Annotated in this window: 17 protein-coding genes and 1 pseudogene; 2 read left to right on the top strand and 16 right to left on the bottom strand. The window is 65.8% G+C overall.

Going from position 1 to position 22,120, the window contains the following annotated elements:
* Positions 1–50: 50 nt before the first annotated feature.
* The 4 genes and pseudogenes from J7J50_RS01165 to J7J50_RS01150 form a co-directional block, all read right to left on the bottom strand.
* A complete protein-coding gene (locus J7J50_RS01165; protein WP_215057586.1) occupies positions 51–296 on the bottom strand; it encodes a hypothetical protein in 246 nt (81 codons plus the stop codon).
* A gap of 355 nt (positions 297–651) precedes the next feature.
* Complete coding sequence (locus J7J50_RS01160; RefSeq protein ID WP_057945198.1) at positions 652–1,674, bottom strand: 3-oxoacyl-ACP synthase III; 1,023 nt, start codon at positions 1,672–1,674, stop codon at positions 652–654.
* Between the two features lie 268 nt (positions 1,675–1,942).
* Positions 1,943–2,260 (bottom strand): annotated as a pseudogene (locus J7J50_RS01155) (DUF4156 domain-containing protein); the annotation flags it as partial.
* A 312-nt stretch (positions 2,261–2,572) separates the two neighbouring features.
* Entirely contained in the window at positions 2,573–5,458 is a 2,886-nt protein-coding gene (locus tag J7J50_RS01150; protein WP_215057588.1) for a pitrilysin family protein, read from the bottom strand.
* A 201-nt stretch (positions 5,459–5,659) separates the two neighbouring features.
* Between J7J50_RS01150 and J7J50_RS01145 the strand changes: the two genes are divergently transcribed.
* A complete protein-coding gene (locus J7J50_RS01145) occupies positions 5,660–6,139 on the top strand; it encodes a tRNA (cytidine(34)-2'-O)-methyltransferase (protein ID WP_215057589.1) in 480 nt (159 codons plus the stop codon).
* Between the two features lie 354 nt (positions 6,140–6,493).
* Here J7J50_RS01145 and J7J50_RS25220 read toward each other — a convergent pair whose 3' ends face one another.
* From J7J50_RS25220 to J7J50_RS01115, 6 genes are all read right to left on the bottom strand, one after another.
* Complete coding sequence (locus tag J7J50_RS25220) at positions 6,494–10,012, bottom strand: peptidoglycan-binding domain-containing protein (protein ID WP_215057590.1); 3,519 nt, start codon at positions 10,010–10,012, stop codon at positions 6,494–6,496.
* Positions 10,009–10,467, bottom strand: a complete 459-nt coding sequence (locus J7J50_RS01135) for a hypothetical protein (RefSeq protein ID WP_215057591.1) — start codon at positions 10,465–10,467, stop codon at positions 10,009–10,011. The genes J7J50_RS25220 and J7J50_RS01135 overlap by 4 nt, the downstream gene beginning before the upstream one ends.
* 278 nt (positions 10,468–10,745) lie before the next feature.
* Entirely contained in the window at positions 10,746–11,204 is a 459-nt protein-coding gene (locus J7J50_RS01130) for a hypothetical protein (protein ID WP_215057592.1), read from the bottom strand.
* 76 nt (positions 11,205–11,280) lie between these two features.
* Positions 11,281–11,589, bottom strand: a complete 309-nt coding sequence (locus J7J50_RS01125) for a hypothetical protein (protein WP_215057593.1) — start codon at positions 11,587–11,589, stop codon at positions 11,281–11,283.
* 250 nt (positions 11,590–11,839) lie between these two features.
* The gene (locus J7J50_RS01120) at positions 11,840–12,916 is read right to left on the bottom strand and encodes an L-dopachrome tautomerase-related protein (RefSeq protein WP_215057594.1); all 1,077 of its coding nucleotides are present in this window, start codon (positions 12,914–12,916) and stop codon (positions 11,840–11,842) included.
* Between the two features lie 67 nt (positions 12,917–12,983).
* Complete coding sequence (locus tag J7J50_RS01115) at positions 12,984–13,388, bottom strand: hypothetical protein (RefSeq protein WP_215057595.1); 405 nt, start codon at positions 13,386–13,388, stop codon at positions 12,984–12,986.
* 96 nt (positions 13,389–13,484) lie between these two features.
* On the opposite strand from J7J50_RS01115, the gene J7J50_RS01110 reads away from it, so the two are divergent.
* Positions 13,485–14,393, top strand: coding sequence for a LysR family transcriptional regulator (locus J7J50_RS01110; RefSeq protein ID WP_251044379.1), 909 nt, complete (start codon positions 13,485–13,487; stop codon positions 14,391–14,393).
* 248 nt (positions 14,394–14,641) lie between these two features.
* Here the strand turns inward: J7J50_RS01110 and J7J50_RS01105 are convergent, their stop codons facing one another.
* The 6 genes from J7J50_RS01105 to J7J50_RS01080 all read right to left on the bottom strand — a co-directional run bounded on the left by J7J50_RS01105 (position 14,642) and on the right by J7J50_RS01080 (position 22,120).
* Entirely contained in the window at positions 14,642–15,874 is a 1,233-nt protein-coding gene (locus J7J50_RS01105) for an MFS transporter (protein ID WP_215057597.1), read from the bottom strand.
* 9 nt (positions 15,875–15,883) lie between these two features.
* Positions 15,884–16,723, bottom strand: coding sequence for a DUF364 domain-containing protein (locus J7J50_RS01100; RefSeq protein WP_215057598.1), 840 nt, complete (start codon positions 16,721–16,723; stop codon positions 15,884–15,886).
* Positions 16,724–16,824: 101 nt separating this feature from the next.
* Positions 16,825–18,105: an ATP-grasp domain-containing protein gene (locus J7J50_RS01095; RefSeq protein WP_215057599.1), complete on the bottom strand. Its 1,281-nt coding sequence runs from the start codon at positions 18,103–18,105 to the stop codon at positions 16,825–16,827.
* 25 nt (positions 18,106–18,130) lie between these two features.
* Positions 18,131–19,201, bottom strand: a complete 1,071-nt coding sequence (locus J7J50_RS01090; protein WP_215057600.1) for a pyridoxal-phosphate dependent enzyme — start codon at positions 19,199–19,201, stop codon at positions 18,131–18,133.
* The gene (locus J7J50_RS01085) at positions 19,201–20,136 is read right to left on the bottom strand and encodes a hypothetical protein (RefSeq protein ID WP_215057601.1); all 936 of its coding nucleotides are present in this window, start codon (positions 20,134–20,136) and stop codon (positions 19,201–19,203) included. Before J7J50_RS01085 ends, J7J50_RS01090 begins: the two co-directional genes overlap by 1 nt.
* A gap of 46 nt (positions 20,137–20,182) precedes the next feature.
* Positions 20,183–22,120, bottom strand: a complete 1,938-nt coding sequence (locus J7J50_RS01080; RefSeq protein ID WP_215057602.1) for a TonB-dependent receptor — start codon at positions 22,118–22,120, stop codon at positions 20,183–20,185.

Genomic DNA, 22,120 nt, shown 5'->3' with positions numbered 1-22,120 from the left:
CGGCGCGGCGGGCCGGGCGATGGCGGCGGTCTGGCGACCGCCGCCCGGGTTCAGGCCTCAATACCGTGCAGGGCGCGCGCTTCGTCGATGCGGCGCTTCACTTGCGCATCGAGCTGACCGAGTTCGGCCTGCTTGAAAATATTGCCGAGCACGCGCTTTTCGTCTTCATCGACGATCTTGTCGCGCAATGCGAGGTCGAGCAGCTTCTGCAGTTCGGCGACGTCGAGCGTGCCGTCGTTGGTGAACACGGGGATCGAGGCCAGGGCGATCTCGAGGTGGCTTTTGGGCTGGGCCATGTCGGCAACTCCGTTGCGGGTGATGAATCGGTCCTTGGCGCGGCGGCCGTTGCGGCGCTCGCGCGGATAAGCCTCGACTATAGCAAGCGTGAGGCCGGTCCCGTATTGCAAAAGCATAGGGGCTCTTGTGGGAGGGGCTTCAGCCCCGATGCTTTTCGATCAGATGAGTCGAATCCGCTTGGGAGATTGTCGCGATCGGAAAGAAAAGCATCGGGGCTGAAGCCCCTCCCACAAGAGCAGTCCACAAAAGCACCCCACAAGAGCTGCCCCAGAAAGCAAAAGGCCCGATGCTTTCGCACCGGGCCTTCGTTACTTCGATTGTCGCGGCATCGAAGCCGCGCCGATCATGCAGCCTTTACCAGACCACTTCGGCCATCGAGCAGTTCAAGCCCGAACCGATGCCGAGCAGCGCGACGCGGTTGCCTTTCTTCAGGCGGCCCATCTCGCGCAGCTTGCTCAACACGATCGGCACCGAGGCCGGGCCGATGTTGCCGTGCTCGCCGAAGATGGTCATGACCTTCTTCGGGTCGATGCCGAAGGCCTTGAGGAAGGCCTGGGTGTGCGCGCGGCTGACCTGATGGATCACGAATTCGTCCAGCTCTTCCACCGCCCAGCCGAGCGCGGCGCGCGCGGCGGCGAAGGTCTTGTGGCCGAGCTTGAGGCCTTCGATCATCAACATGCGGCCGTCGGCGATCATGCGGTCGTGGTGCAGATCGCCCACGCACAGATGATTCCACTCGGTCGCCGAACGGGTCACGCCGCCGCGGTAGCGCGGAGCGCCCGGAGCGAGCTCGGAGCGCGCCAGCACCATCGCCGCGGCGCCGGAGCCGAGGGTAAGCGTGGCCATCTCATCGCGCAGTTGCGATTCGGTGACGCCTTCGCCGCTGAGGCGTTCGAGGGTCTTCTCGTAGGCCTTGTTCGCGGTTTCGCCATCGACGATCAGGGCGTAGTCGATCTCGCCGCGCTCGATCATGCGGCTGGCGATGTCCATGCCGTTGATGAAGGCCAGGCAGGCGTTGGCGACGTCGAAGTTCTGGCAGTTCTCGCCCAGGCGCAGATTGCCGGCGACGATGCTGGCCGTGGACGGTTCCAGGTAGTCGCGGCTGACCGAGGTGTTGACCAGCAGGCCGATACGGTCGGTATCGATGCCCGCATCGGCGAGCGCCTTGACGCCGGCCAGGGTGGCGGCGTCGGAGGGCTTCATTTCGCCGTCCCACAAACGACGCTCGCGCACGCCGGCGACGTTCTGCAGAACATCGACCTTGATGCCGAGGCGATCGAGCGTCGGCTTGAGCCGGGCGTTGATCTCCTCCGAGGTCAGCTTTCGCGGGGCATCGACGTGAGCGAGGCCAGCGATGGCTACGTGTTGGAACAGCATGGGCGACAAACCCTTCGCGGACAGAAAGTGCGACAGATTAGCGCCTTCCCTGACCATGCGCATTAGCTAATGTCCGGTCGAAACCGGGGCCGCGGCTACGGCCTTGCGCACAAATGCTTTCAAAAACAATCGATTACTTCGATTAAATCACCCAGAAAAATCCGTACGGCCGCGTCTGGAAACCCGCTTAACCGCCGATCGGGTAGGTCTGGGCGCTGCCGGAAGCAGGATTTTGCGCAGCAGGGCTCGCCGGAGCGGCACCGGAACCGCATCGATAAGCCGCAAAACGCTGCTGTCCCTGCGAGGGTTCGGCCAGCGGCTGGATGGTGTCGGCCTGCAGGCCGGGGGCTTCGTTGCGGGCCAGGGTTTCCAGTTCCTCGCGCACGCGCAGCGCGTTGCGCTCGTAGAAGGCGACGTTGTGCTTGACCGCCACCGCGACTTCGCCGCGCTTCTCGCACGAAGGCGCCGAGCCGGGGGAGACCACGCGCACCGCCTGCGCGCCGGGCGCCATGTTCACCCAGGTGCATGCCGAAACGCTCAGGGCCAGGACAGTCGCGGCCAGGGACGGAAGTGCGGGTGCGCGCATGAGGACCTCGGATAAGGATTCGGTTCGACCGGGCGCATTGTCGCCGGAATCGGCTGAGCGCGGTAGGAATGCGGGCGGGGCTTTTGTGGGAGGGGCTTCAGCCCCGATGCTCTTCGCTCGGATCGCGGTGATCCGAATGGAGTTTCGATTCAACTGATCGAAAAGCATCGGGGCTGAAGCCCTTCCCACAAAAGCCTTTCCTACAAAATCTCCTCTAACAAAAGCCCCGCAAACGCGACGGGCCGCATCCAAAGATGCGGCCCGCGCTTTTTTCGTCATCGACAAACCGAAGACCTCACACCATCGGCGCACTCACCGCACCGGCTTGCCGTCGTTGTCGATTACCTGCACCTCGCCGATGCCCAGCGCGCGCACCGGCTGCTCGATCTTGGACAGGTCGCCGACCACCACCCAGGTCAAGGCCTTCGGCTCCAGCGCCTTGGCCGCGGCCTGGGTCAGCGCCGGCGTCATCGCGTCGTTGCGCGCCTTGTACTTGAGGATGAAATCGCTCGGACGGCCGTAACGCAGGTCCGAACCGACCTGCGCCATCAGCGCGTCGGTGGTCTCGTACGCGCCCGGCAGGCTCAGGGTGTTGGCGGCGCGGATCTTGACCACTTCGGTTTCGGTGACCGGCTTGCTGCCGCTGGTGAAGGCTTCGATCTCGCGTTTGAGCTCGCCCAGCGATTCGACGGTCTTGTCCGACTGCACCGCCGCTTGCGCGATCCACGGCCGCTGGCCCAGCGCGTTGCCCGAGCCGCTGTAGGACCCGTAGGCCCAGTGCTTGTCCTCGCGCAGGTTCATGTTCAGACGCGAACTGAATTCGCCGCCGAGCACGCCGTTGGCGAAATCGAAATCGATGGTGCCGGCGTCGCCGGTCGGCGCGATCAGTTCGCCGACGTAGATGTTGGACTGGATCGCGCCGGGCTGATCGACCAGGAACACGCGCGGCTTGGCCGGACGCGCGACCTGAGCCAGATTCGGCAGCGCCGGCGCGTCGCTGGCGCCCTTCCAGTCGCCGAAGCGGCGTTCCAGCTGCGGCACGATCTGCGCCAGCGTCGTATCGCCGACCACGATCACCCGCGCGCGCCGCGGCTGCAGCCAGTCGCCATGGAAAGCGAGCAGATCCTCGCGCTTGAGCGCGGCGATCGAGCTTTCGGTGCCGGTGCCGGTGAACGGAATCGCGTAGGCATGGCCCGCGCCGTACAGCAGCGGCGGCAGCACGCGCAGCGCCGCGGTCTGCGGACGCGCTTTTTCCTGCTTGATGCCGGCCAGCCACTGCGCGCGCACGCGTTCGATCTCGGCCGCGTCGAAACGCGGGCGGCGGATCACGTCGGACAGCAGGTCCAACGACGGATCGAGTTTGTCCGTCAGCGCCGACAAGGCGACGCTGGCGCTGTCGAGGCTGGCGTTGCTGCTCAGCTCCGCGCCCAGGGCTTCCTTGCGCGCCGACAACTGCAGCGCGCCGTAATCGCCGGCGCCTTCGTCGAGCATGGCCATGGCGAAACTGGCGGTGCCGGCCTTGCGGCCCTGGTCGGCGCTGAAGCCGCCGGGGAATTCCACCTGCAACTGCACGATCGGGGTTTCGTGGCGCTCGACCAGCACCACCTGCATGCCGTTGCTGAGCTGCGCGGTCTGCTGCGCGGGGAACTTCAGCGCGGGGAAGCTCTGTGTCTGCGGCACGCCCAGGCCGCGGTCGAGATCGGACTGCACCGTCTTGAAGCGCGGATCGGCCGCCGGAATCGGCGCCGGCTGCTTGGCCGGCGCCGCGCTCACCGTTTCCGGCAGCGAGGAAGCCGGCTTGTCGCCAGGCTGCACCACGATGGTGTGCGAGCCCACGCCCAGCCATTTGCGCCCGGCCGCCTGCACGCTGGCGACGCTGGCCTTGTCGAGGTCCTTGAGTTCGTCGCGATAGCAATCGGCCTTGCCCAGGAACACCGCGCAACGCGCCAGCACGTCGGACTTGCCGCCGAATCCGCCGATGCGCTCGACCCCGCGCACGAACTCGGCGCGGGTGGAGGTCTTGGCCTGTTCCAGCTCCTGCGCGCTCGGGCCCTGCGCGATCAGGCGCTTGATTTCCTCGTCGATGGCCGCGCGCACTTTCGCCGGCTCCACGCCTTGCTTGACGTTGGCTACGACCACCAGGGTGCCGCTGATTTCGGCGTCGTTGATCGACACGCTGGCGCTGTCGGCGATCCGGTCGGCGTGGACCAGGCGCGCGTCCAGGCGCGAGGCCGCGCTGCCGCCGAGCACCTGCGCGAACAATTGCAGGTCCACGCCGTCGGCCGCGCCGTACTGGGCGACCGGCCAGCCGCGGTACACGCGCGCCTGCGGCACGCGGTCGGGAATGGTTTCTTCCGTGTCGCGATCGCGCTTGGGAATGCGCGTGGCCATGTCGGGCAGGGTCGCGCTGGCGGGAATGTCGCCGAAGAAACGCAGCACCTTTTCCTTCGCCGTCTTCAGATCGATGTCGCCGGCCAGCACCAGCACCGCGTTGTTGGGGCCGTACCAGCTGCGGAACCAGGTCTTGACGTCGCCCAGCGAGGCCGCGTCGAGGTCGGCCATCGAGCCGATGGTCTGCCAGCTGTAGGGATGATCGGCCGGATACAGCGCCTCATAGAGCCTGGCGCTGATGCGGCGGCCGTAGGGCTGGTTCTCGCCCTGGCGCTTCTCGTTCTGGACCACGCCGCGCTGTTCGTCGAGAGTCTTCTGATCGATCGCGCCGAGCAGGTGGCCCATGCGGTCGGATTCCATCCACAGCGCCATGTCCAGCGCGGTGGTCGGCACGTTCTGGAAATAATTGGTGCGATCGACGTTGGTGGTGCCGTTCTGGTCGGTGGTGCCGACCAGTTCGAACGGAGTGAAGAACTCGCCCTTGTAGTTCTCCGAGCCCTGGAACATCAGATGTTCGAACAGATGCGCGAAGCCGGTGCGGCCGGGCTGCTCGTTCTTGCTGCCGACGTGGTACCACACGTTGACCGCGACGATCGGCGCCTTGGTGTCGGTGTGCACGATCACGCGCAAACCGTTGGGCAGGGTGAATTCGTCGAAGGCGATGCTGACGCTGGCGTTGTCCTTGGCCGCGGCCGCCGCCGGTGCGATCGCCCCGCCGACCAGCGCGACTCCCAGGGCCAGGGCGAGCGCGGCCACGCGCGGACGGGCGCGGCGCGGCGCGAGGGCGGACGACGGGGACTTCGACATGACAACTCCGACTGATAGGGCGTCCGCGGACGGACCAAAGCGGTCATCTTAGGCGCCGCCGCCGCGACGGGCATGGGCCGGCGGTCACAGGGGGAAGCCGGGCGCTTTTGCGTTCCTGGCGCTCAGGCGCGGCCCCGGCGCCGGCATTGGGCCGGAGCGCGGCGCGGGCCCGGCGCCGCGGCCAAGCCGCATAATGCGCGCATGTTCAACGTCATCCTCTACCAGCCCGAGATTCCGCCCAACACCGGCAACGTGATCCGCCTGTGCGCGAACACCGGCGCCCGCCTGCACCTGATCGCGCCGTTGGGTTTCACCCTGGAAGACAAGCAGCTCAAGCGCGCCGGCCTGGACTATCACGAGTACGCCAGCCTGCGCGTGCACGACAGCCTGGACGCGGCGCTGGCCGCGATCGGCGAAGCGCAGGGCGCCGCGCCGCGCCTGTTCGCCCTGAGCACGCGCAGCCGCACCCGCTTCGACACCCCGCATTACGCCGCCGGCGACGCCTTCTTGTTCGGCCCGGAAACCCGCGGCCTGCCGCAGGAGGTGCTGGACTCGATCCCGCCCGAACAACGCCTGCGCCTGCCGATGCGTCCGGACAATCGCAGCCTGAATCTGTCCAACACCGTCGCGGTGGTGGTGTTCGAGGCGTGGCGGCAGTTCGGGTTTGTGGGTGGGGAATAAGTTTGGCTGTGGGGTCGCAAGGGCGGATCGCCCAGCGTCAGACCCGGCTCATTGCCGCAATACACAGAAGACCTGAGTAGCCCTGCCTTAAGCGGCCCTGCCAGCGATGGGGCCAACGCCGGATTTTGGCCGCATGCGTACGCGCGGCGGAATACGTTTCCACCCGTTCGAACCACGCTAACCAGGCGATCAAGCCAAGGTCGCCGGCAGCGCATGCGCGTTGAAGTGCGTCCCCTTGAGCGCCCTCATCACGTCCGCGAGTAGGCCACCGACGCCGACTACATACGGGCCGGCGCGTTGATCGGCGAGCAAACAGGCCATGTATGGCGCGCTGATCACCTTGATCTCTCTCGCCTATCTTCGCGGACCCTGACTAGGGTCGTCCGGCCCACGCTGTGGGGCCTCCTGCGCCAGTTGCTGATTGAACGACTGCGTCTCGCGCAAGGTGTCCTGCATCGATGGGGCCGGGCCGGTGGCAGAGACCCCGGTATGGAATCCAGGCGTGTGTGCGCCTACCCACAGCTTCCCGTTGGCGACACCGACCGGCCCGATGCTCTCCGCGTCCGCTATACCGTTGCGTTTGGCCGCAAGCATTGCCGCCGCCACGGTTTCGTCCGGCACATCGGCCGATACGTTTCCGCGGATCTTCGCGAACATCTTCTGATCCGCAGGGGACAGGCGTGAAAGGTCCGCAGTCTCTGCAGCCCGTTCGGGCGCGGTCTTATCCGCGGCTTCCTCGCTCGGTGCGTACTGCGGTCCACGCGTATTGGAATGCGTTTCGTCAGGTGCTGTTGAAGGCTCGACTCGATCAGCCGCAGCTTCATTCGCACGGGCGTCGGGCGACGGCGTACTCAGCGCTTCAGTGGCTGGCGCGACTCTGCGCTCGTCGCGCGCTGCGAGCGCCGGCTCGGCTTGCGCCGACCTCTGTTCGAGAGTAGAAGGCTCAACATCGGCTTTTGCGGTCTTCTGCGACTCGATCTTCGCTTGCTGCGCAACAGCGAGCGCCTGGACAGTATCCGGGTCAACAAGCCCTGTGTCGGGTAACCCATGATCGCGTTGCAACTGGCGAACGGCATGCTCGGTCGCGGCGTCGAAGTGTCCGCGCTCCGGAATCGGCGCTTCCTCGGGACCGCGATAGCCGATGCGTTGCAAGCGGAACTGCAGCAGCTCGACCTCTTGTCCTGTGTCGCCGCGGCGGAGTGTGCCGTCGTTTGGCGCGTGGACAGTATCCGCCGCCGCGGGTGAGGCGATTTGCGGCGCGGGCGGCACAGGCGCCTCCACACGCACGTCCGGCGCGGTCGCGGGCGGCGGCGCGGCGGCGTCCAGGCTCGGCGGTTTGGTGGCCAAGACCTCGGGCTTTTCCGGCTCGACAGGGGCCTGTGAAGCGACCTTGGGAATCGGCGGCTGCGGTTCGGGCTCGGCCACCTCGGCCACCGCTACCGGCGATTGGGGCAGCGAAGGTGCGGACTCAACAGCCTTCGGAATTGAAGGCGGCTCTGGGTCCGTCACTACACGGATGGCCTCGGCTTCGAGGACCGGAGGCGTACCGTCCGCATATATCGGCGCCGCCGCTGCGGCAACCGCGACCTGCTGCACTTCGTCGTTCGATACGCCTTGCCGGTTCGCCTCGCGGATGATTTGTTCCTGGGCGTCGCGCTGCTGTGGCGACAATGCCGCTATCCGAAGTTCAGGCATATCCGGTACCGGCGACTTCAAGCCCCGCTGGTCAACCAGTGCAAGTTCGATTTCCTGCGCGCTGGTCACTGCGGCGACATGGACGCCCTGCGCATCTCGGGCAAGGTGAACGATCGGACTGTGGGCATCGTATCTTCCCGTGTCGTTCCGCTCCACATAGAGGGAAGTCAGGTTCGGATCGATGCCTTGCGCGTCGCGGGTGCGTTGGATGGCTTCCAAGGCCGCGTCGAACCGGTCCGGATTCGGTGCAACACCGACAGCCTCATACGCCGACCGCAGATTGATTCGGTCTAAATCATCGCGAGTGGGCGGCTTCCAAGCAGGCGCTGCTGCCAATTGCTCGGCGTGCTGGGCCAACGCCGGCTGCAATTGTCCGCGCGTGCCGTCGAGTTCTCGGACAGTGTTGCCTTGTGCCAGATCGCCACTATCAGTTCTCCATTGGCCGTCGGAACCGCGTCGATAGATCTCTTGGTTAGACGCGGCAAGTCGATCGCCATTAGCCAGGGCAGTATTGACCGCATTCGGTACTTCACCGAAGGATTCCCACCCATAGGCTTTGTATGCAAGCTCATACCGCGCGGCGATGGGGGCCGGGCCACCGGCAATGTTGGCCTTGATCACCTGCTCGGCATCACGTTCCAGTTCCGCAGCGCGCGCTGGCGACGCCGTGTCCGTGCGGGTCAGCGGATGGCCACGATCCGTCCTGGCAATGATCGTTTCGCGCTGCCAGTCGCCGGTCTCGGCGTTGCGCTTCCAATCCGCATCGCCGAGGCTCTTCGAATCTTTATCGTTGGCCGGGAGGTTGTAGGGATCGCGCGGTGGCTCGACATTGCCGAGGGCGAGCTCCGTCGCAGCGTTGCTCGCATAGTAATTGAGCTCGCGCGCCTTATCCGGCAGAGCGGAGAACGACTGTTTGGTCGGCACATTGAAGCCGTCATCGATCAGATCGCCCTTCTCTTCGCGGACCCACTGGCGACCGTTGAATTCCCATTCGACGTGCTGTTTGTCCTCTTGCTCGTAGATCTGTTTGTTGTCCCACCATTTGGCGATGTTCTCGCCAACATGGCTGCCCGCGATCGCCCCCACCGCGACGAAGCCGATTACCGCGGGCCCGGTTTCCCAACCCACGGCCAAGCCGGTGGCGGCGCCGCCAATCCAGCCACCGGTGCCGCGCGCCGCGTAATGTGTGAGCGCGGATTGCGCCGCAAGCGGATTGTCCTGAGATAGCAGAGCACCTACGCGAGAACCCGTCTGTACGGCGTCATAGGCGCTGGCGGCGACGCCAAGACCAATAGCGGCGCCCATGCGCCTAATCGGGGCCGTCCGCGCAGCTTCCATCGCACGCTCACTCTGCGCGACCTGCGCTTGCCAGTCGCCAAGATGTCGTTGTCCTGCCTGCACATATTCGGTCGGCGGGTTCATGGTGTCGGCCAGAGGACGGGTGGCCGCGGTAAACGTCGGCACCTTTCCTTCGATCTGCGTTCCGGCGAAATAAGCTCGGCTATCCAGCTGGATCGGGCCACCATCTATCCGCAGCGGCATGCCGGCGTCATCCACCGCCACCCGCAGCCGGCCAACGTTCTCGCGTGCCCGTGCAACGACCATTTCGAACGCGGCTTGGTCTCCATGAGTGGATTGACGCGCTACCAGCACTTCGCGCGGAATGCCCTCCACGGTGGTGACGTTCTGATTGGCGAGTACATGCGGCATCTCGATGGCGCCGAAAACCCGGTTAGGTTGCGCGTCGCTTACGATCGCGCGTACTTCACCGACTGTTTTATCCGCAAACCGTGCAGATGCGTCCGCCCAGGGGCCTTCAGTGGGGTGATATAACCAGTCGCTGGCGGGGCCCCGGTACGTCCCGTCAACGAGGGTGCGAAAATCTGGTAAGTCATAGGATTTCGCCAGCGCGGCATAGAAATCACGAGATTTCAGGAATTTCGCCGCTTGGCTTGTGTCAATAGTACGAACATCTTCGCCAGCTTCAACCATCGCCTTGATTACGTCGCTGGACCAAACGCCTTTGGCGGTTGCGCCACTGTAGAGTACTGTCAAGCGCCCCGAACTGTCGGCATCTACCTGCGCCACCAGGGCACGCAACTGCTCCGGGGTTGAAAACGAGTTCGGGTTGTTCTGTAGCAGCTCGGCCGCCTCGTCAGCAGTGAGCGGCGTTGTCACAGCACGCACTCCTCTCCAATCTCCAAGGTGATGCTGTACGTGGCGTAGTTAGCGGAGTAGACGCCAGCCCCTTGATATACCGTCAGAGCGGCTTTCAGGTCTTCAATAATCTGAGTTTCTAATTCTTTCAAGTGCTTGGGCAATCCGTTGCTGCCATTGAGCCAAACCAATTTCCAGAACGACCAGCCGGGCTCGCCCGGTCCACCAGTGGCATCAAGTAGGTCAAGGCGAAGAGTCAGCAATTCGCCATGCCAATAAAACGTCCAGGTAGTCTGATTGCGGAGTTCCGGCTCGGCCCCAGCGCCCATCGCGACATTGCGCAGATAGATATCTCGGTCGCGATCTACTGTCCAATCGCGCGCATTGGTTCCACCAACCACAAATTTCGCGTTGATCGCTTTGAGGCGGTATTTCTCGATATCTTCGGCAGGAATGAATTCGTTTACAAAAGGCATTCAAGCGCTCCTTATCGGTTGCGTTCTCCATGAGCGCTGAGTATCGCTCATAGGCACACCACAGTCGTGTTGGCTTTCTATGTCTCCGTCGATCATTGAATTGATTACATCGGCCGGCCAAAACCCTTCAGCAGTTTTGCCGCTGCAGAGCACCGTGAGTCGGCCAGAGCTGTGGGCATCCACCTGTGCTGCGAGTGCGCGCAGCTTCTCCGGTGCCAGGTATTCATTCGGGTTGCTATGTAATAGCTCGGCCGCCACCTCAGCAGTGAGCGGCCTCGTCATAGCATGCATTCCTCCCCAATCTCCAGGGTGATGCTGTAGTCGGAGTAGGCGGCGGAGTAGGCGCCAGCCCCCTGATATGCTGCCAGGGCGGTTTTCAGATCCTCAATGATCTGGTTTTTGTATTGACGTAAGTGTTCAGGCAATCCATTGCTGCCATTGAGCCAAATCAATTTCCAATGCGACCAGCCTGGCTCACCAGGACTGCCAGTCGCGTCAAGCAGGTCGAGGCGAAGCATCAAAAGATCGCCGTGCCAGTGCAGCGTCCATATAGTCTGATTACGTATTTCAGACTCGGCACCGCCACCTCGCGCAACATTTCGTAGAAAGATGTCCTCCTGCCGATTGGCCGTCCATTGACGTGCGCTGGTCCCGCCAACGACGAATTTCTCGTCGATGGCCTTGACCCCGTACTTCTCGACATCTAGGGCGGGAATAAATTCGTTTACAAAAGGCATTTCAAGAGTTCCTTGTCGGTTGTGTTCTCCATGAGCGGTGAGTATCGCTCGGAGGCGCCACAATCGTGTTGCTTTTCTATCTTTGAATGCGAGCGGCCAGAGGGGGCTCCAGTCGTTTGAACGGCCCAGCCCAGTTCGATAAGTGGATGGTCAGCCGCACCCGCCACTGCTTTGTGTCCTGAACATCATCTTCGGACGCGGCGATCAACGCATCGATGGACTGCGACTGCACTTCGGGGCTGGCATCGCTCCAGACATGCGAATTACCCGCAGCCCGGCCCTCGGCCTGATCGATGGGATGGCGGTAATAACTCCATGACTCGATATGGCTGTCACGGTACTTCGGCCCAACCGATTGGATCATCGTTTGATGGACAGTGGCCATGCATCACTCCTTTCCGCTCGGTTCGATTATGGGAATTCCGATCACATGGCGCAAAGCTCCGATACTTTGGGTGCATGGGGCATGCGTTAAATCCGTATTGATAGTCGAGGTCTCACTACGTGATGCGCGCCTGACCACTCGAAATGCACTGAAAAGAACCCCCTCCCTTACGGGCTTTCGGGAGAGGGCAACCCAAGGTGATGGGCAAAGCGTTCGCAGTGCGCTGCTGCGTCGGCTCTGATCCCATCACTCAGCGAGGCATAAACCGATACAGGTAATACGGCGGCTTGCCCTCGTCGGCGCCGCCGGTAAAGCTCGGCGTGGTGTCGAGCTGATTGGCCGAGACGTAGATCCAGCCGCGCGGGCCGAAGCTGATGTTGTCCGGCCATTGCAGGCGCGAGTCGCGGATCAGCGAATGCTCGACGCCATCGCGGTCGACGCGGACGATCGCGTGCGCCTGCACGTCGGTGAAGTAATGCGCGCCGGCCGCATCGGTCAGGGCGCCGTCGCTGATCGGTTTCTTGCCGGCGGGCTTGATCGCCGCGCCGATAGCGGCGTCGTCGGCGCCCTCGCGCAGCAATCGCGTCGGCAGTTGGTACCAGGTGGTGCCGTTCATCGCGCCGAAATACAGGGTGTCGCGATCAGCCGACAAGGTGATCGGATCGATCGCCACGCGCGCCGGCTTGCCGTTGAACTGGATCACGCGGCCGTCGATCACCATGTCGATGTCCTGCGCCTGCAGCGAGGCATGGCCGCCGAACCGGCGCGCCTTTCCGGTCTTCAGGTTCAGCGCGATGAGGCCCGGGTCGGCGATGTCGGCCAGATAGGCCCAGCCGCGTTTTTCGTCGATGACGAAGTCCTGCACGAAGCTGCCCTTGGGCGCGACGTCGGCGGGCAGCTCGATCTTTTCGATCACCGCGTTCTTGCGCAGATCGAAGGCCCACAAGCGGGTCTTGCCGAGGTTGAGGCCCATGTCGATCACCCACAGCCGGTCGCGCCGGTCCACGCTCAGGCCGAGCATGGCGTCGAAGGTCGCGTCCGTCGGCGCGGCGCCGTTCTTCTGCAAGGACAGATTCGGATACGGCACGATGCGGCCGTCCTTGACCTCGCCGAGTTGCACCTTCGGATTGCCCAGCGCGTGGAAGGTGGCGAACACGCGTCCCTTGGCCGAGACGGCGACGTTGCCCGGACGCGTGTCGGACGCGGCAACCACTTCCAGCTTCGGCTGCGTGCCGGCGACAACGGAAGAATCTGCGGCGTGCGCGGAGAAGGCCGCGCACGCCCATGACAGCGCGGCGGCGAGCGACAACAGAGTCGGAGTTTTCATTGCGATGTGCATCCTGTGAGAGAGAGAAGTGCGAATCGAACGGGCCGGCGACGCCGGCCCGGATGAACTAGGCCGGCGCGTCGAGTTCGATCACCAGGCCGCCGGGCAGAGAAACGAAGAACTGCACGCAGCCGGTCTCGGGCACGACCTCGATCTCGAACGCCAGGTCGGCGGCGTGCAGCCGGTCGAGCACGCACACGGCGGGCGCATCGGTGCGAAAGGCGATGTGGCCCAATCGCAGTGGCCCATCCCGCGTGCCGGGCGGCTGTACCAGATGCAGCCATGCGTCGTCGCCGCGATACAGCCACTGGCCTGGCACCCGGAACGGCGGCCGATAGCGCCGTCGCAGTCCCATCACCTCGCCGAACAAACGCATCAGCGTCGAGTCCGGTGGGCCTTGCAGATTGAGGTGATCGAAATGCCACATCGGCGCCACAGCGCGATCGACGGCATGAGCGGTAACGGTTGCCATGAGACGGTTCCAGCGAGGCGATGGATACAGATTGGGCGCTTGCGCGACCTGGAAAAACCCGGCATAAGCCGGTTCTGTTTCGCCCGGATTTTGAAAATGAAGGCCTTCGCCGACCTCACTGTGTTCGTGCGCGCGGCCGATGCCGGCAGTCTGTCGGCCGCGGCGAGGGCGCTGGACATCAGTCCGGCCGCGGCCAGCGCCACGGTCAAGCGGCTGGAGGCGGAACTGCACGCACAGTTGTTCGTGCGCTCCACGCGCAGCCTGCGCCTGACGGTGGAAGGCGAGCGGTTCCTGGCCCATGCGCGCGAGGCGCTGCGCGCCATCGACGACGCCGAACAGGCGCTGCACGGCGACAAGGCCGACCTGCGCGGTCAACTGCAATTGTCGATGCCGTCCGACCTGGGCCGCAGCCTGATCCTGCCGTGGCTGGACCGCTTCATCGCCGAACATCCGCACGTGCAATTGCGCGCGAACCTGTCGGACTATTTCGCCGACGTCTACCGGCAGCCGGTGGATGTCGCGCTGCGCTACGGGCCGCCGCCGGATTCGAGCCTGATCGCGTTGCCGCTGCGACCGCACAACCGCCGCGTGCTGTGCGCCTCGCCGCAGTACCTCGCGCGCCACGGCGCGCCGGAGCATCCGGACCGATTGGTCGAGCACAATTGCCTGCGGCAGATGATCCGCGGCGAAATCCACGATCGCTGGCGCCTGCGCCGCGGCGAGGACGACCGCACTATCCGCGTGCAGGGCGACCGCGTCGCCGACGACGGCCACGCGGTCAAGCAATGGGCGCTGGCCGGGCATGGCATCGCGTACAAGTCCTGGATCGACGTTTCGCAGGAAGTGCGCGGCGGCCGGTTGCAGGTGCTGTGCGGCGACTGGCGCGGCGAAGAGGCGCCCTTGAATCTGGTCTGTCCCGACCGCCGCTTGCTGAGTCCGCTCGTGCAGCGCCTGCGTGAGTTCCTCAAGCGGTGCTGCGATGAGTTGCCGGCGATTCCGGAGTAGGCGCGGCGACGCGATGGTTTCGAGATCGAGGGCTTGCGTTTTTTTTCGTCATTCCCGCGAACGCGGGAATGACGTTCTGGGGGAGTCTCGTCAAAGGCTCCGGATGATCGACTCAGCCGAAGTAAGGCGGGGCCGGCTTTCTGGAATGACGTGCTGGTTTACGACAGACATTGCGCAAGCCGTTGGCAAAAAAAACCCTCTCCCTTGCCGGAGTCCAGGAGAGGGCAACTAAAGCAACGGGGAAGAGATCAGGAGTGCGCGGCAGCGGCCTCGATGCGCCCGCGCGTACGAGTGGCCCAATGCAGACCCGCGGCGCTGAGCAGGCCGACGAGGCAGAACACCGACCACGGCAACCAAGGCCATTCCCGCGCCGCGGACAGATCGATCAGCCAGCCGCCGGCGACATTGCCGATGCCGCCACCGACGGCGAGGCTCAACGAACTCACGCCGAGAAAGGTACCGAGCGCGCGCGGATCGGCGAGACCGGCGATCAAGGTTTGTTGCGTCGGCCGCGTCATCAACGCGCCGATCGAGAAGCCCGCGACGCAAACCAGGAAGCCGGCGAACTCCGAGACGAAGCCGATCGCGCCCGCGGCCAGCGACATCACCGTCACACCCAGCACCAGCACCTGCGCGCTGCTCAGGCGTTTTTCCAGCCAGCGCACCAGGCCGTACTGCAAGGCCACCGTGAGGCCGGCGCTGAGCGCGAACATCGCGCCGACGCTATCGACGCTGCCGGTCAGGCGCTGCGCCAACAGCGGGAAGCTGATGTTGATCTGCACGGCGACGAACCAGTACAGCATCATCAACGCGACCAGGCGCACGAACGGCCGATTGCCGCGGACCAGATCCAGACCGTGACGCAGCGGCGGCGGTTGCGGCGGCATCTCGACCCGCGGCAACAGGCGCAGCGTGATCAGGAAGTTCAGCGCGAAGCACGCCGCCGCGGTCAAACACACGATGCGGAAATCGAAATGCAGCAGGGCCACGCCGAGCAGCGGGCCCAGGGTCGTGGCCACGCCGCTGACCCAGTTGCTGATCGCGTAATAACGCGGTCGGCTGCCTTCGTCGGTGAGCGCGGCGATCGAGGCCTGATACGGCGCTTCGAACATCGCCCCGCCCAGCGCCGACAACACCATCGCCGCCAGCAGCAAGGGCAGATCGGCGGCGAAGGCGAGGCTGGCGAAACCGGCCGCGCGCAGCAACACGCCCAGGCAGATCATCCGCCGCGCCCCGAAGCGATCCGAAAGCACGCCGCCGAGCAAGGCGAGGCCTTGCTGGGTCAACTGCCGCACCGCCAGCGCGAGGCCGACCGCGGCCGCGGCCAGACCGACATCGTTGACGTAGTGCACCGCGACCAGCGGCATCAGCATGGCGAAGCCGGTCACCATGAAGAAGGTGTAGACCAGCAGACCGTTGAGCCCGCGCCGGCGCTCGGCTTCGCTCAGTTGCGTGTCTGCGCGCGCCTGCCCGATCGACATCGGATCGGCTCAGGCCGCCGCGCGCGCGTCGGCGCCGGCATCGCGATACAGATGGATCGGCGTGGGATCGGCGCTGAACTGCGAGAACGGAAACGGTTCGGCCGACACCGCGGCCACGCCGTGGCCCAGGAACTGCGGCACGATCGCGCTGCCGGTCTGCGCGTAGACGATCAACCCGATGCCGCGCAGGCGCACCGCGGCGAGGATCTCGTCGAACGAGCCGTTGCTCAGGGTCATGCCAGTGGCGATGACCAGATCGGCCTGGGCCAACACCGGCGCCATGTCGCGCGCGACTTCGGTGCCGTCGGCGGTGCGCTGCAGGTTGAAGTCGCAGGGCAGGCAGATGCCGCCGCGCGCGCGGATCGCGTCCACCAGCGGATTGACCACGCCGATCAGGCCCACGCGCATGCCCGGAGCGATGTCCAGCAAGCCGGCGATGGCCTGATCGCGCGCCTTCGCGCGCTGCAGCGGGGTGCCATGCGGGAGCATGAACACCTGCGCCTGCGCGGCGTCTCGATGCGGGCGGGTCAGCGACAGGTAGGCGTCGAGCGCGGCGATGCGCACCGGCGTGCGTTCGTCGCGCAGCAGCTGGGCGACGCTGCTGCCGGAGAGTTCTTCCGCGATCACCGAGTCGAGTTGGTCGCGCTCGACGCAGCAGCCGCCGAAGCCCGATTCCACCCGCAGCACCAGGTAGTAGTTGCGGTACTTGGTGTCGGTGCCGGGGAACTGGGTGCTTTGCCGGACCCAGAAGGCGCCGACGGCGTGCAGGCTCTCGGGATCGGGGCCGTAGTCGCCGCGAAGGACGGCGGCGGTGAGGTCGGCGACGCTGGTGGGGGGGGTGGAGGGCATGGCGTGGGTCTCGGTGGTTTGGTGCTGGGGGAGCAAGAGCGAATCCCCCCTGCCCCCCCTTTTTCAAAGGGGGGAAAAGCATTGCGGAGGGGGGTGGAGGGTCAGGCGGCGCTGGAGATGGCGGGGGCTTCGGCGTAGGTCAGGGTTACTCGCGCCAGTGCGCGTTCGGCATATGCGCGCGCCTGTTGGCCTTCGCCATCGCTGGCGATGACGTGGCCGATGTAGCAGGCGTTGTCGATCGGCGCGGCGACGTCGGTGCCGGCGACCGCGGCCATGATCCAGCGTTCGATGTTCGGATCGCTCTCCAGGGTCTGCGCGCCTTCCATCGCCACGACATGGCCGGCGCGCGGCGGTACCAGGAATTTGATCGCCGCGCTGGCCACGCCGGTGTCGCGGCGGCGCAGGTCCGGTTCACGACCCAGGGCGAGTTCGATCTGCGCGTCGAGCAGGTCGATACCGGTCACCCGCTGGATCAGTTCGGCGATGTAGTTGCCGCCCGGGCGCGGATTGATTTCGACGATGCGCGGCCCGTCGGCGGTCAGCTTGACCTCGGTGTGGCTGATGCCGTGATCGTGGCCGACCGCGTCCAGGGCGCCGCGCACCAAGGCTTCGATCTGCGCGGCGACGCCATCGTCTAGTCTGGCCGGGAACATATGCCCGTCTTCGATGAAGTACGGAAACCCGGTCACGCTCTTGTCGGTGATGCCGATGATCGTGGTCCGGCCGCGATAGGTGCAGGCCTCGACGCTGACCTCTTCGCCGCGCATGTACTCCTCCAGCAACAGCAGCGGCACCCGTTCCTGCTCGCGGAAGTTGCGCGGGAATTGTTCCAGCGCGTCGAAGGCGGCGCACAGTTCTTCTTCGTCGTGCACCAGCCGCACGAAAGCGCTGGACGCCAGATCGGTGGGCTTGGCGATCAGCGGATAGCCGATCCGCGCCGCCTGCGCGCGGGTGTCGTCCCAGCCGGAAGTCACGGCGAATTTCGGGTTGGGCAGGCCGGCGCGTTCGATCGCCTCGCGCACCTGATCCTTGCGCCGTTCCATCACCACGTTGGCCGAGAACGCCTGCGGAAGATCCAGGGCCTGCGCGACTTCGGCGACGGTGCCGATGTAGTAGTCGCAGATCGTCACCACGCCATCGAACTTCAGCAGCGCGTGCTGCGCGCGCAGGAAGTCGATCAACGCCGGAACCTCGTTGGTGTCGAAGCTCAGCACGTGATCGGCATGCTCGATCACCGGGTGGATCTCGCGCGAACGCGGGTCCTGGTAATGGCCGCGATTGCGGGTGACGAAGGTGTAGCGGTGCCCGAGCCGGGCGATCGCGGGCGGGAAGATGCGGCCGGTGCCGCCGACCCAGCTTTCGATCATCAACAGATGCGCCATGGGAAAATCCTCAGGAGTGCGAAGTTCAGTGCGCCGCGACCGCCGCGCCGTGCGGCGCGCGCGTGGCGGCGGTATCGGGAGCGGGATCGAAGCCGGCGCGATTCCAGGCCATCGCCGACCACGGCAAGGTCAGTTCGTCGAGCGACGCGATCGGCGTGGGATGCAGCGCGCGCGGGTCCAGCGCTTGCTCGTAATGGGCGAACACGCCCTCGACGTAGCGATGGCCGGTGTCGGCGGCGAGGAAGATCACCTTGCGCTCGGGATGCAGGCGCGCTTCGCGTTGCGCGACCAGATAGCAGCAGCCGGTGGACAGGCCGGCGAACACCGCGTGCTCGCGCAGCAGCGCCACCGAACCGGACAGGCCGTAGTCGAAGCTGACCCAGTGCACCTGGTCGTACAGAGCGTGGCGCACGTTGCGGAACGGAATCGAGCTGCCGATGCCGGCGATGATGATGCCGGGGTCTTCGATGTGTTCGCAGCCGAAGGTCATGCTGCCGAAGGGCTGCACGCCGATCAGCTGCAGCGACGCATCGTCTTCGCGCAGGGCGCAGGCCAGCCCGCCGGTGGAGCAACCCGAGCCGACGCCGCCGACCACGCTCAACGGGCCCGCGCCGACCGCGTCGCGGATCAAGTCGGCCACCGGCTGGTAACCGTGATAGTGGATATCGTCGTGGTACTGCTGCATCCAGTGCACGTCCGGATCGGCCGCGAGCAGTTCGCGGATGCGCGCCACGCGCAGGCTCTGGTCCATCTTCAAGGTGGCCTGCGGCTCGACCTGCTCGATGGTCGCGCCGAGAATCCGCAGCTGCACCATCAAGGTCTTGTCCACCGTCTTGGAACCGACGATGTGGCAGCGCAATCCGAACTTGTGGCAGGCCAGCGCCAGCGCGTAGGCGTAGATGCCGCTGGAGCTGTCCATCAGCGTCGCGCCCGCGCGGATGCGGCCGCTTGCGAGCAGGCGCTCGACCGCGACCAGGGTCGAGTACACCTTCATGGTTTCGAAGCGGGCGACGAACAGGTTCTCGCCCAGGCGCACCAGATCGGGCGCCTTGATCGCATCGGCGATATGCGTATGCAGACTCGTCGCGCGCGCCATCACAACCCCGTCTCGGCGAAGCGGCACTGGCGACCCAGCCCGCGGAAGAAGGACGACAGCTCGCTCATGCGCGCCGCGTCCGGACGCGACACGAACAGATAGCCGAGCAGGCTGCCGGTGTGGGCGACGACGATGCCGTCGGCGCCGAGTTCGCGCCGGTGCTGCGCCAGTGTTTCGAAATGCGGCTTCGGCGTCACCCACTGCGCCAGTTGCGCGCTGTGCGTGGCGCATTCGCAGATCGCCGCCGCGTCGCCGCCGTCGAAGGCCTCGATGGCCTGCTGCAGACCGTGCCGGTACGACGGCAGGTGGCGCTGGTAGTGGCGCAGCAGCGGATCGGCGAGCTTCTCGGTCTCCACCGTGCCGCCTTCGTCGATGTAGCAGGCGTGCAGGCGCGGCGAGCTGTCGAAGCTGCGCACGATCTGCTGGCGGCCGCTGAGGTACAACGCGTAGCGGTCCAGGAACACGCTATCGGAGCGCTCGATGCCGCGCAGCAGATCGGCCACCGCCGGCACCGGCGTGTCGAGGCCGAAGATGCGGTCCAGGCAGCGGATGGTCGCGACCAGATCGGCGGTGGAACTGGCCATGCCCTTGCCCAGCGGCAATTCGGAATCGTGGCTCCAGCGCCCCGGCGGCAGGCTCTTGCCGTGATGCTGCAGATACAAGCCGATCGCGCGCCGGCATTTGTCCTTGCCGGCCAGATCGGCGCCGTCCTCGCCGTCCTCACCGGGCAGATAGTGCATCCAGCTGTACTTGCGCACCGGCAGCGAGATCAGGCCGATATGCAGTTCGCCGTCCTGTTCGTACGGGCCTTGCCACAACTCGCCCAAGGTCCCGTGACACACGCCGCTGTACACCGTGCGCGCGCGCGCCGATCGCGCGGCCGGGAACAACGCGTCCTGCGCCGCGGGCGCCGCACTGTGATTCGAAATCCCCATTCGATCCTGCCGCAGCATGGCCGCGTCTCCCCGTTGCGCTTCGGACTCAGCCGTCGAAATCCACCGCGAGCTGCGCCACGTAGCGCCGCCCATCGGTCAGGCCGAAACTGTTGTTGCCGTAGATGTTCCAGGTAAACGTGTCGCCGGCGTTGGCCACCAGCAGGCGCAAGGTCGCCGGCGCGGCGCCGAGCTTGAAGCGATAGCGCGCGCCGACATCCACCAGCGTGTAGGCCGGAACGCGGTTGAAGCCGTCGCGCGAGGCGACGCGTTCGCCGTAATGGCTCATCGACACATCGAACGACCAGCCCGGCAGCAGCGGCGGCCGGTATTCGACATCGCTGCGCAATACGCGCTCGGTCTGGCCGATCGGGCGATCGCCGACGCGGCCCAGCTGCACCGCTTCGCCGCTGACCCGCGGATGCATCAGCACCGCGCCGGCGACCAGGCTCCAGTGCTCGGCCGGCTTGCCGCTCAGGCTCAGTTCGACGCCGCGATGGCGCACTTCGCCGATCGCGCCATAGACGTTGCGCTCGTCGGTGGTGAAGTACGGCTTGCGCACGTCGAAAGCGCCGGCGACCAGTTTCAGGTCCTGGCTCAGCGACCAGCGCACGCCGGCATCGGTCTGGCGGGTGCGGATCGCCGGCAGCGCCTGATTGCGGTTGGCGGCATCGTCCGGCGCGATCCCGGTTTCCTCCAGCCCGCGGGTGTGGCCGGCGTACAGCGCCAGCGTCTTGCTCAGATACACCGAGGCGGTGGCGTTGGGCAGCCACGGATCGTCGCGACTGCTCGTGCGCGCCAGGCCCGGTTGGTCCACGTGCTTGCGATAGCGGCTGCGCTGGATGCCCAGGCTCAGCTCGCCGACATCGCGCCAGCGCCCTTCATACGCCAGGCCGCCGGTCCATTGCTCGACGTGATCGCGGGTGCGCGGGCCGAAGTCGAACGACGACGGCGGCGGCACCGGCCGCGGTTCGCCCAGAGGCCGCCAGCCGTAATCGATCGCCGCCGCCGAACCGCCGTACTCGCTGTCCAGCCCGCGTCCGCGCACGGCCACTTGCAGCACATGCAGGCGCGGGCCTTCGCGGAAGCTGCGGCTCAGCCGCAGCTCGCCGCTGGTGGAGGCGTAGCGCTGGCGCGGATCGGCGATGACTTTCTCCCGCGTCATGCCGTCCGCGCGGGTGTCGGTGAACAACTCGGCGAAACCGCTGGGCTGGTTGTTGATCGAACGGAACACGCCGCCGGCCAGCGCCCAGTCGCCGCCCAGCCGGGCCTTGCCGAGCACGCCGTAGTTGCGGCTGTCGTATTCGTTGTCCGACCACGCCTGGCCGAAATGACGGCGACGCTGGATTCGGGGCGGCCGGTACGGCCCGGCGGTGATGATGGTCGGCGCGACTTCTTCGTCGCGGCCGCGCGAGATGCTCCAGAACGGCAGGATCTCGATGTTCTCCGTCGGCCGCCAGCGCGGCACGAATCCGGCGCGGACATAGCGCGCGTCGGCGCCGTCGTAATACTCCTCGCGCGCCACGGCGATGTTGGCGGCGATGCCGAAGCGGCCGTCCACGATCGGCAGCTTGGCGTCGAACTCCAAGGCCGGCGCGCCGTAGGCGTTGATCGCGCCGAGCAGGCTCAGCACGCGCTCGTCGCCGGCTTTCTTCAGGCGGTAATCGACGATGCCGGTCGGCGCCGGGAACGGATAATTCAGCGCCGACAGGCCGACGCGGATGGTCGAGCCTTCGACCAGGGCCGGCGGCACCGTGCCCTGGCGATCGAAGTAGATGCCGTCCATGCGCACATTGCCGGCGTCCACCGGCGAGAAGCCGCGTACTTGCTTGCTGCTGTACAGGCCGATGGTTTCATTGCCCAAGGTCGCGCCGAACGCGTCCTCGGCCGCGGTCACGGCGTTGTCGCCGGCGCGCTGCGCATCGGCGGCGGCGGCGAAGGCGGCCAGGCCGCAGCCCAGGGTCCATGCGAGGCTCGCGCGTTTCAT

Source organism: Lysobacter sp. ISL-50, assembly GCF_018612875.1.
Lineage (GTDB): Bacteria > Pseudomonadota > Gammaproteobacteria > Xanthomonadales > Xanthomonadaceae > Lysobacter.
Note: the sequence above shows the minus strand (reverse complement) of the source record. Positions and strands in the feature narration are given on the sequence as shown.

Coding starts and splice junctions, on each gene's coding strand:
- J7J50_RS01145 (WP_215057589.1), top strand. CDS start 5,660: ATGTTCAACGTCATCCTCTACCAGCCCGAGATTCCGCCCAACACCGGC.
- J7J50_RS01150 (WP_215057588.1), bottom strand. CDS start 5,458: ATGTCGAAGTCCCCGTCGTCCGCCCTCGCGCCGCGCCGCGCCCGTCCG.
- J7J50_RS01120 (WP_215057594.1), bottom strand. CDS start 12,916: ATGAAAACTCCGACTCTGTTGTCGCTCGCCGCCGCGCTGTCATGGGCG.
- J7J50_RS01095 (WP_215057599.1), bottom strand. CDS start 18,105: ATGGCGCATCTGTTGATGATCGAAAGCTGGGTCGGCGGCACCGGCCGC.
- J7J50_RS01135 (WP_215057591.1), bottom strand. CDS start 10,467: ATGCCTTTTGTAAACGAATTCATTCCTGCCGAAGATATCGAGAAATAC.
- J7J50_RS01080 (WP_215057602.1), bottom strand. CDS start 22,120: ATGAAACGCGCGAGCCTCGCATGGACCCTGGGCTGCGGCCTGGCCGCC.
- J7J50_RS01085 (WP_215057601.1), bottom strand. CDS start 20,136: ATGGGGATTTCGAATCACAGTGCGGCGCCCGCGGCGCAGGACGCGTTG.
- J7J50_RS01125 (WP_215057593.1), bottom strand. CDS start 11,589: ATGGCCACTGTCCATCAAACGATGATCCAATCGGTTGGGCCGAAGTAC.
- J7J50_RS01090 (WP_215057600.1), bottom strand. CDS start 19,201: ATGGCGCGCGCGACGAGTCTGCATACGCATATCGCCGATGCGATCAAG.
- J7J50_RS01100 (WP_215057598.1), bottom strand. CDS start 16,723: ATGCCCTCCACCCCCCCCACCAGCGTCGCCGACCTCACCGCCGCCGTC.
- J7J50_RS01160 (WP_057945198.1), bottom strand. CDS start 1,674: ATGCTGTTCCAACACGTAGCCATCGCTGGCCTCGCTCACGTCGATGCC.
- J7J50_RS01165 (WP_215057586.1), bottom strand. CDS start 296: ATGGCCCAGCCCAAAAGCCACCTCGAGATCGCCCTGGCCTCGATCCCC.
- J7J50_RS01105 (WP_215057597.1), bottom strand. CDS start 15,874: ATGTCGATCGGGCAGGCGCGCGCAGACACGCAACTGAGCGAAGCCGAG.
- J7J50_RS01130 (WP_215057592.1), bottom strand. CDS start 11,204: ATGCCTTTTGTAAACGAATTTATTCCCGCCCTAGATGTCGAGAAGTAC.
- J7J50_RS01115 (WP_215057595.1), bottom strand. CDS start 13,388: ATGGCAACCGTTACCGCTCATGCCGTCGATCGCGCTGTGGCGCCGATG.
- J7J50_RS01110 (WP_251044379.1), top strand. CDS start 13,485: ATGAAGGCCTTCGCCGACCTCACTGTGTTCGTGCGCGCGGCCGATGCC.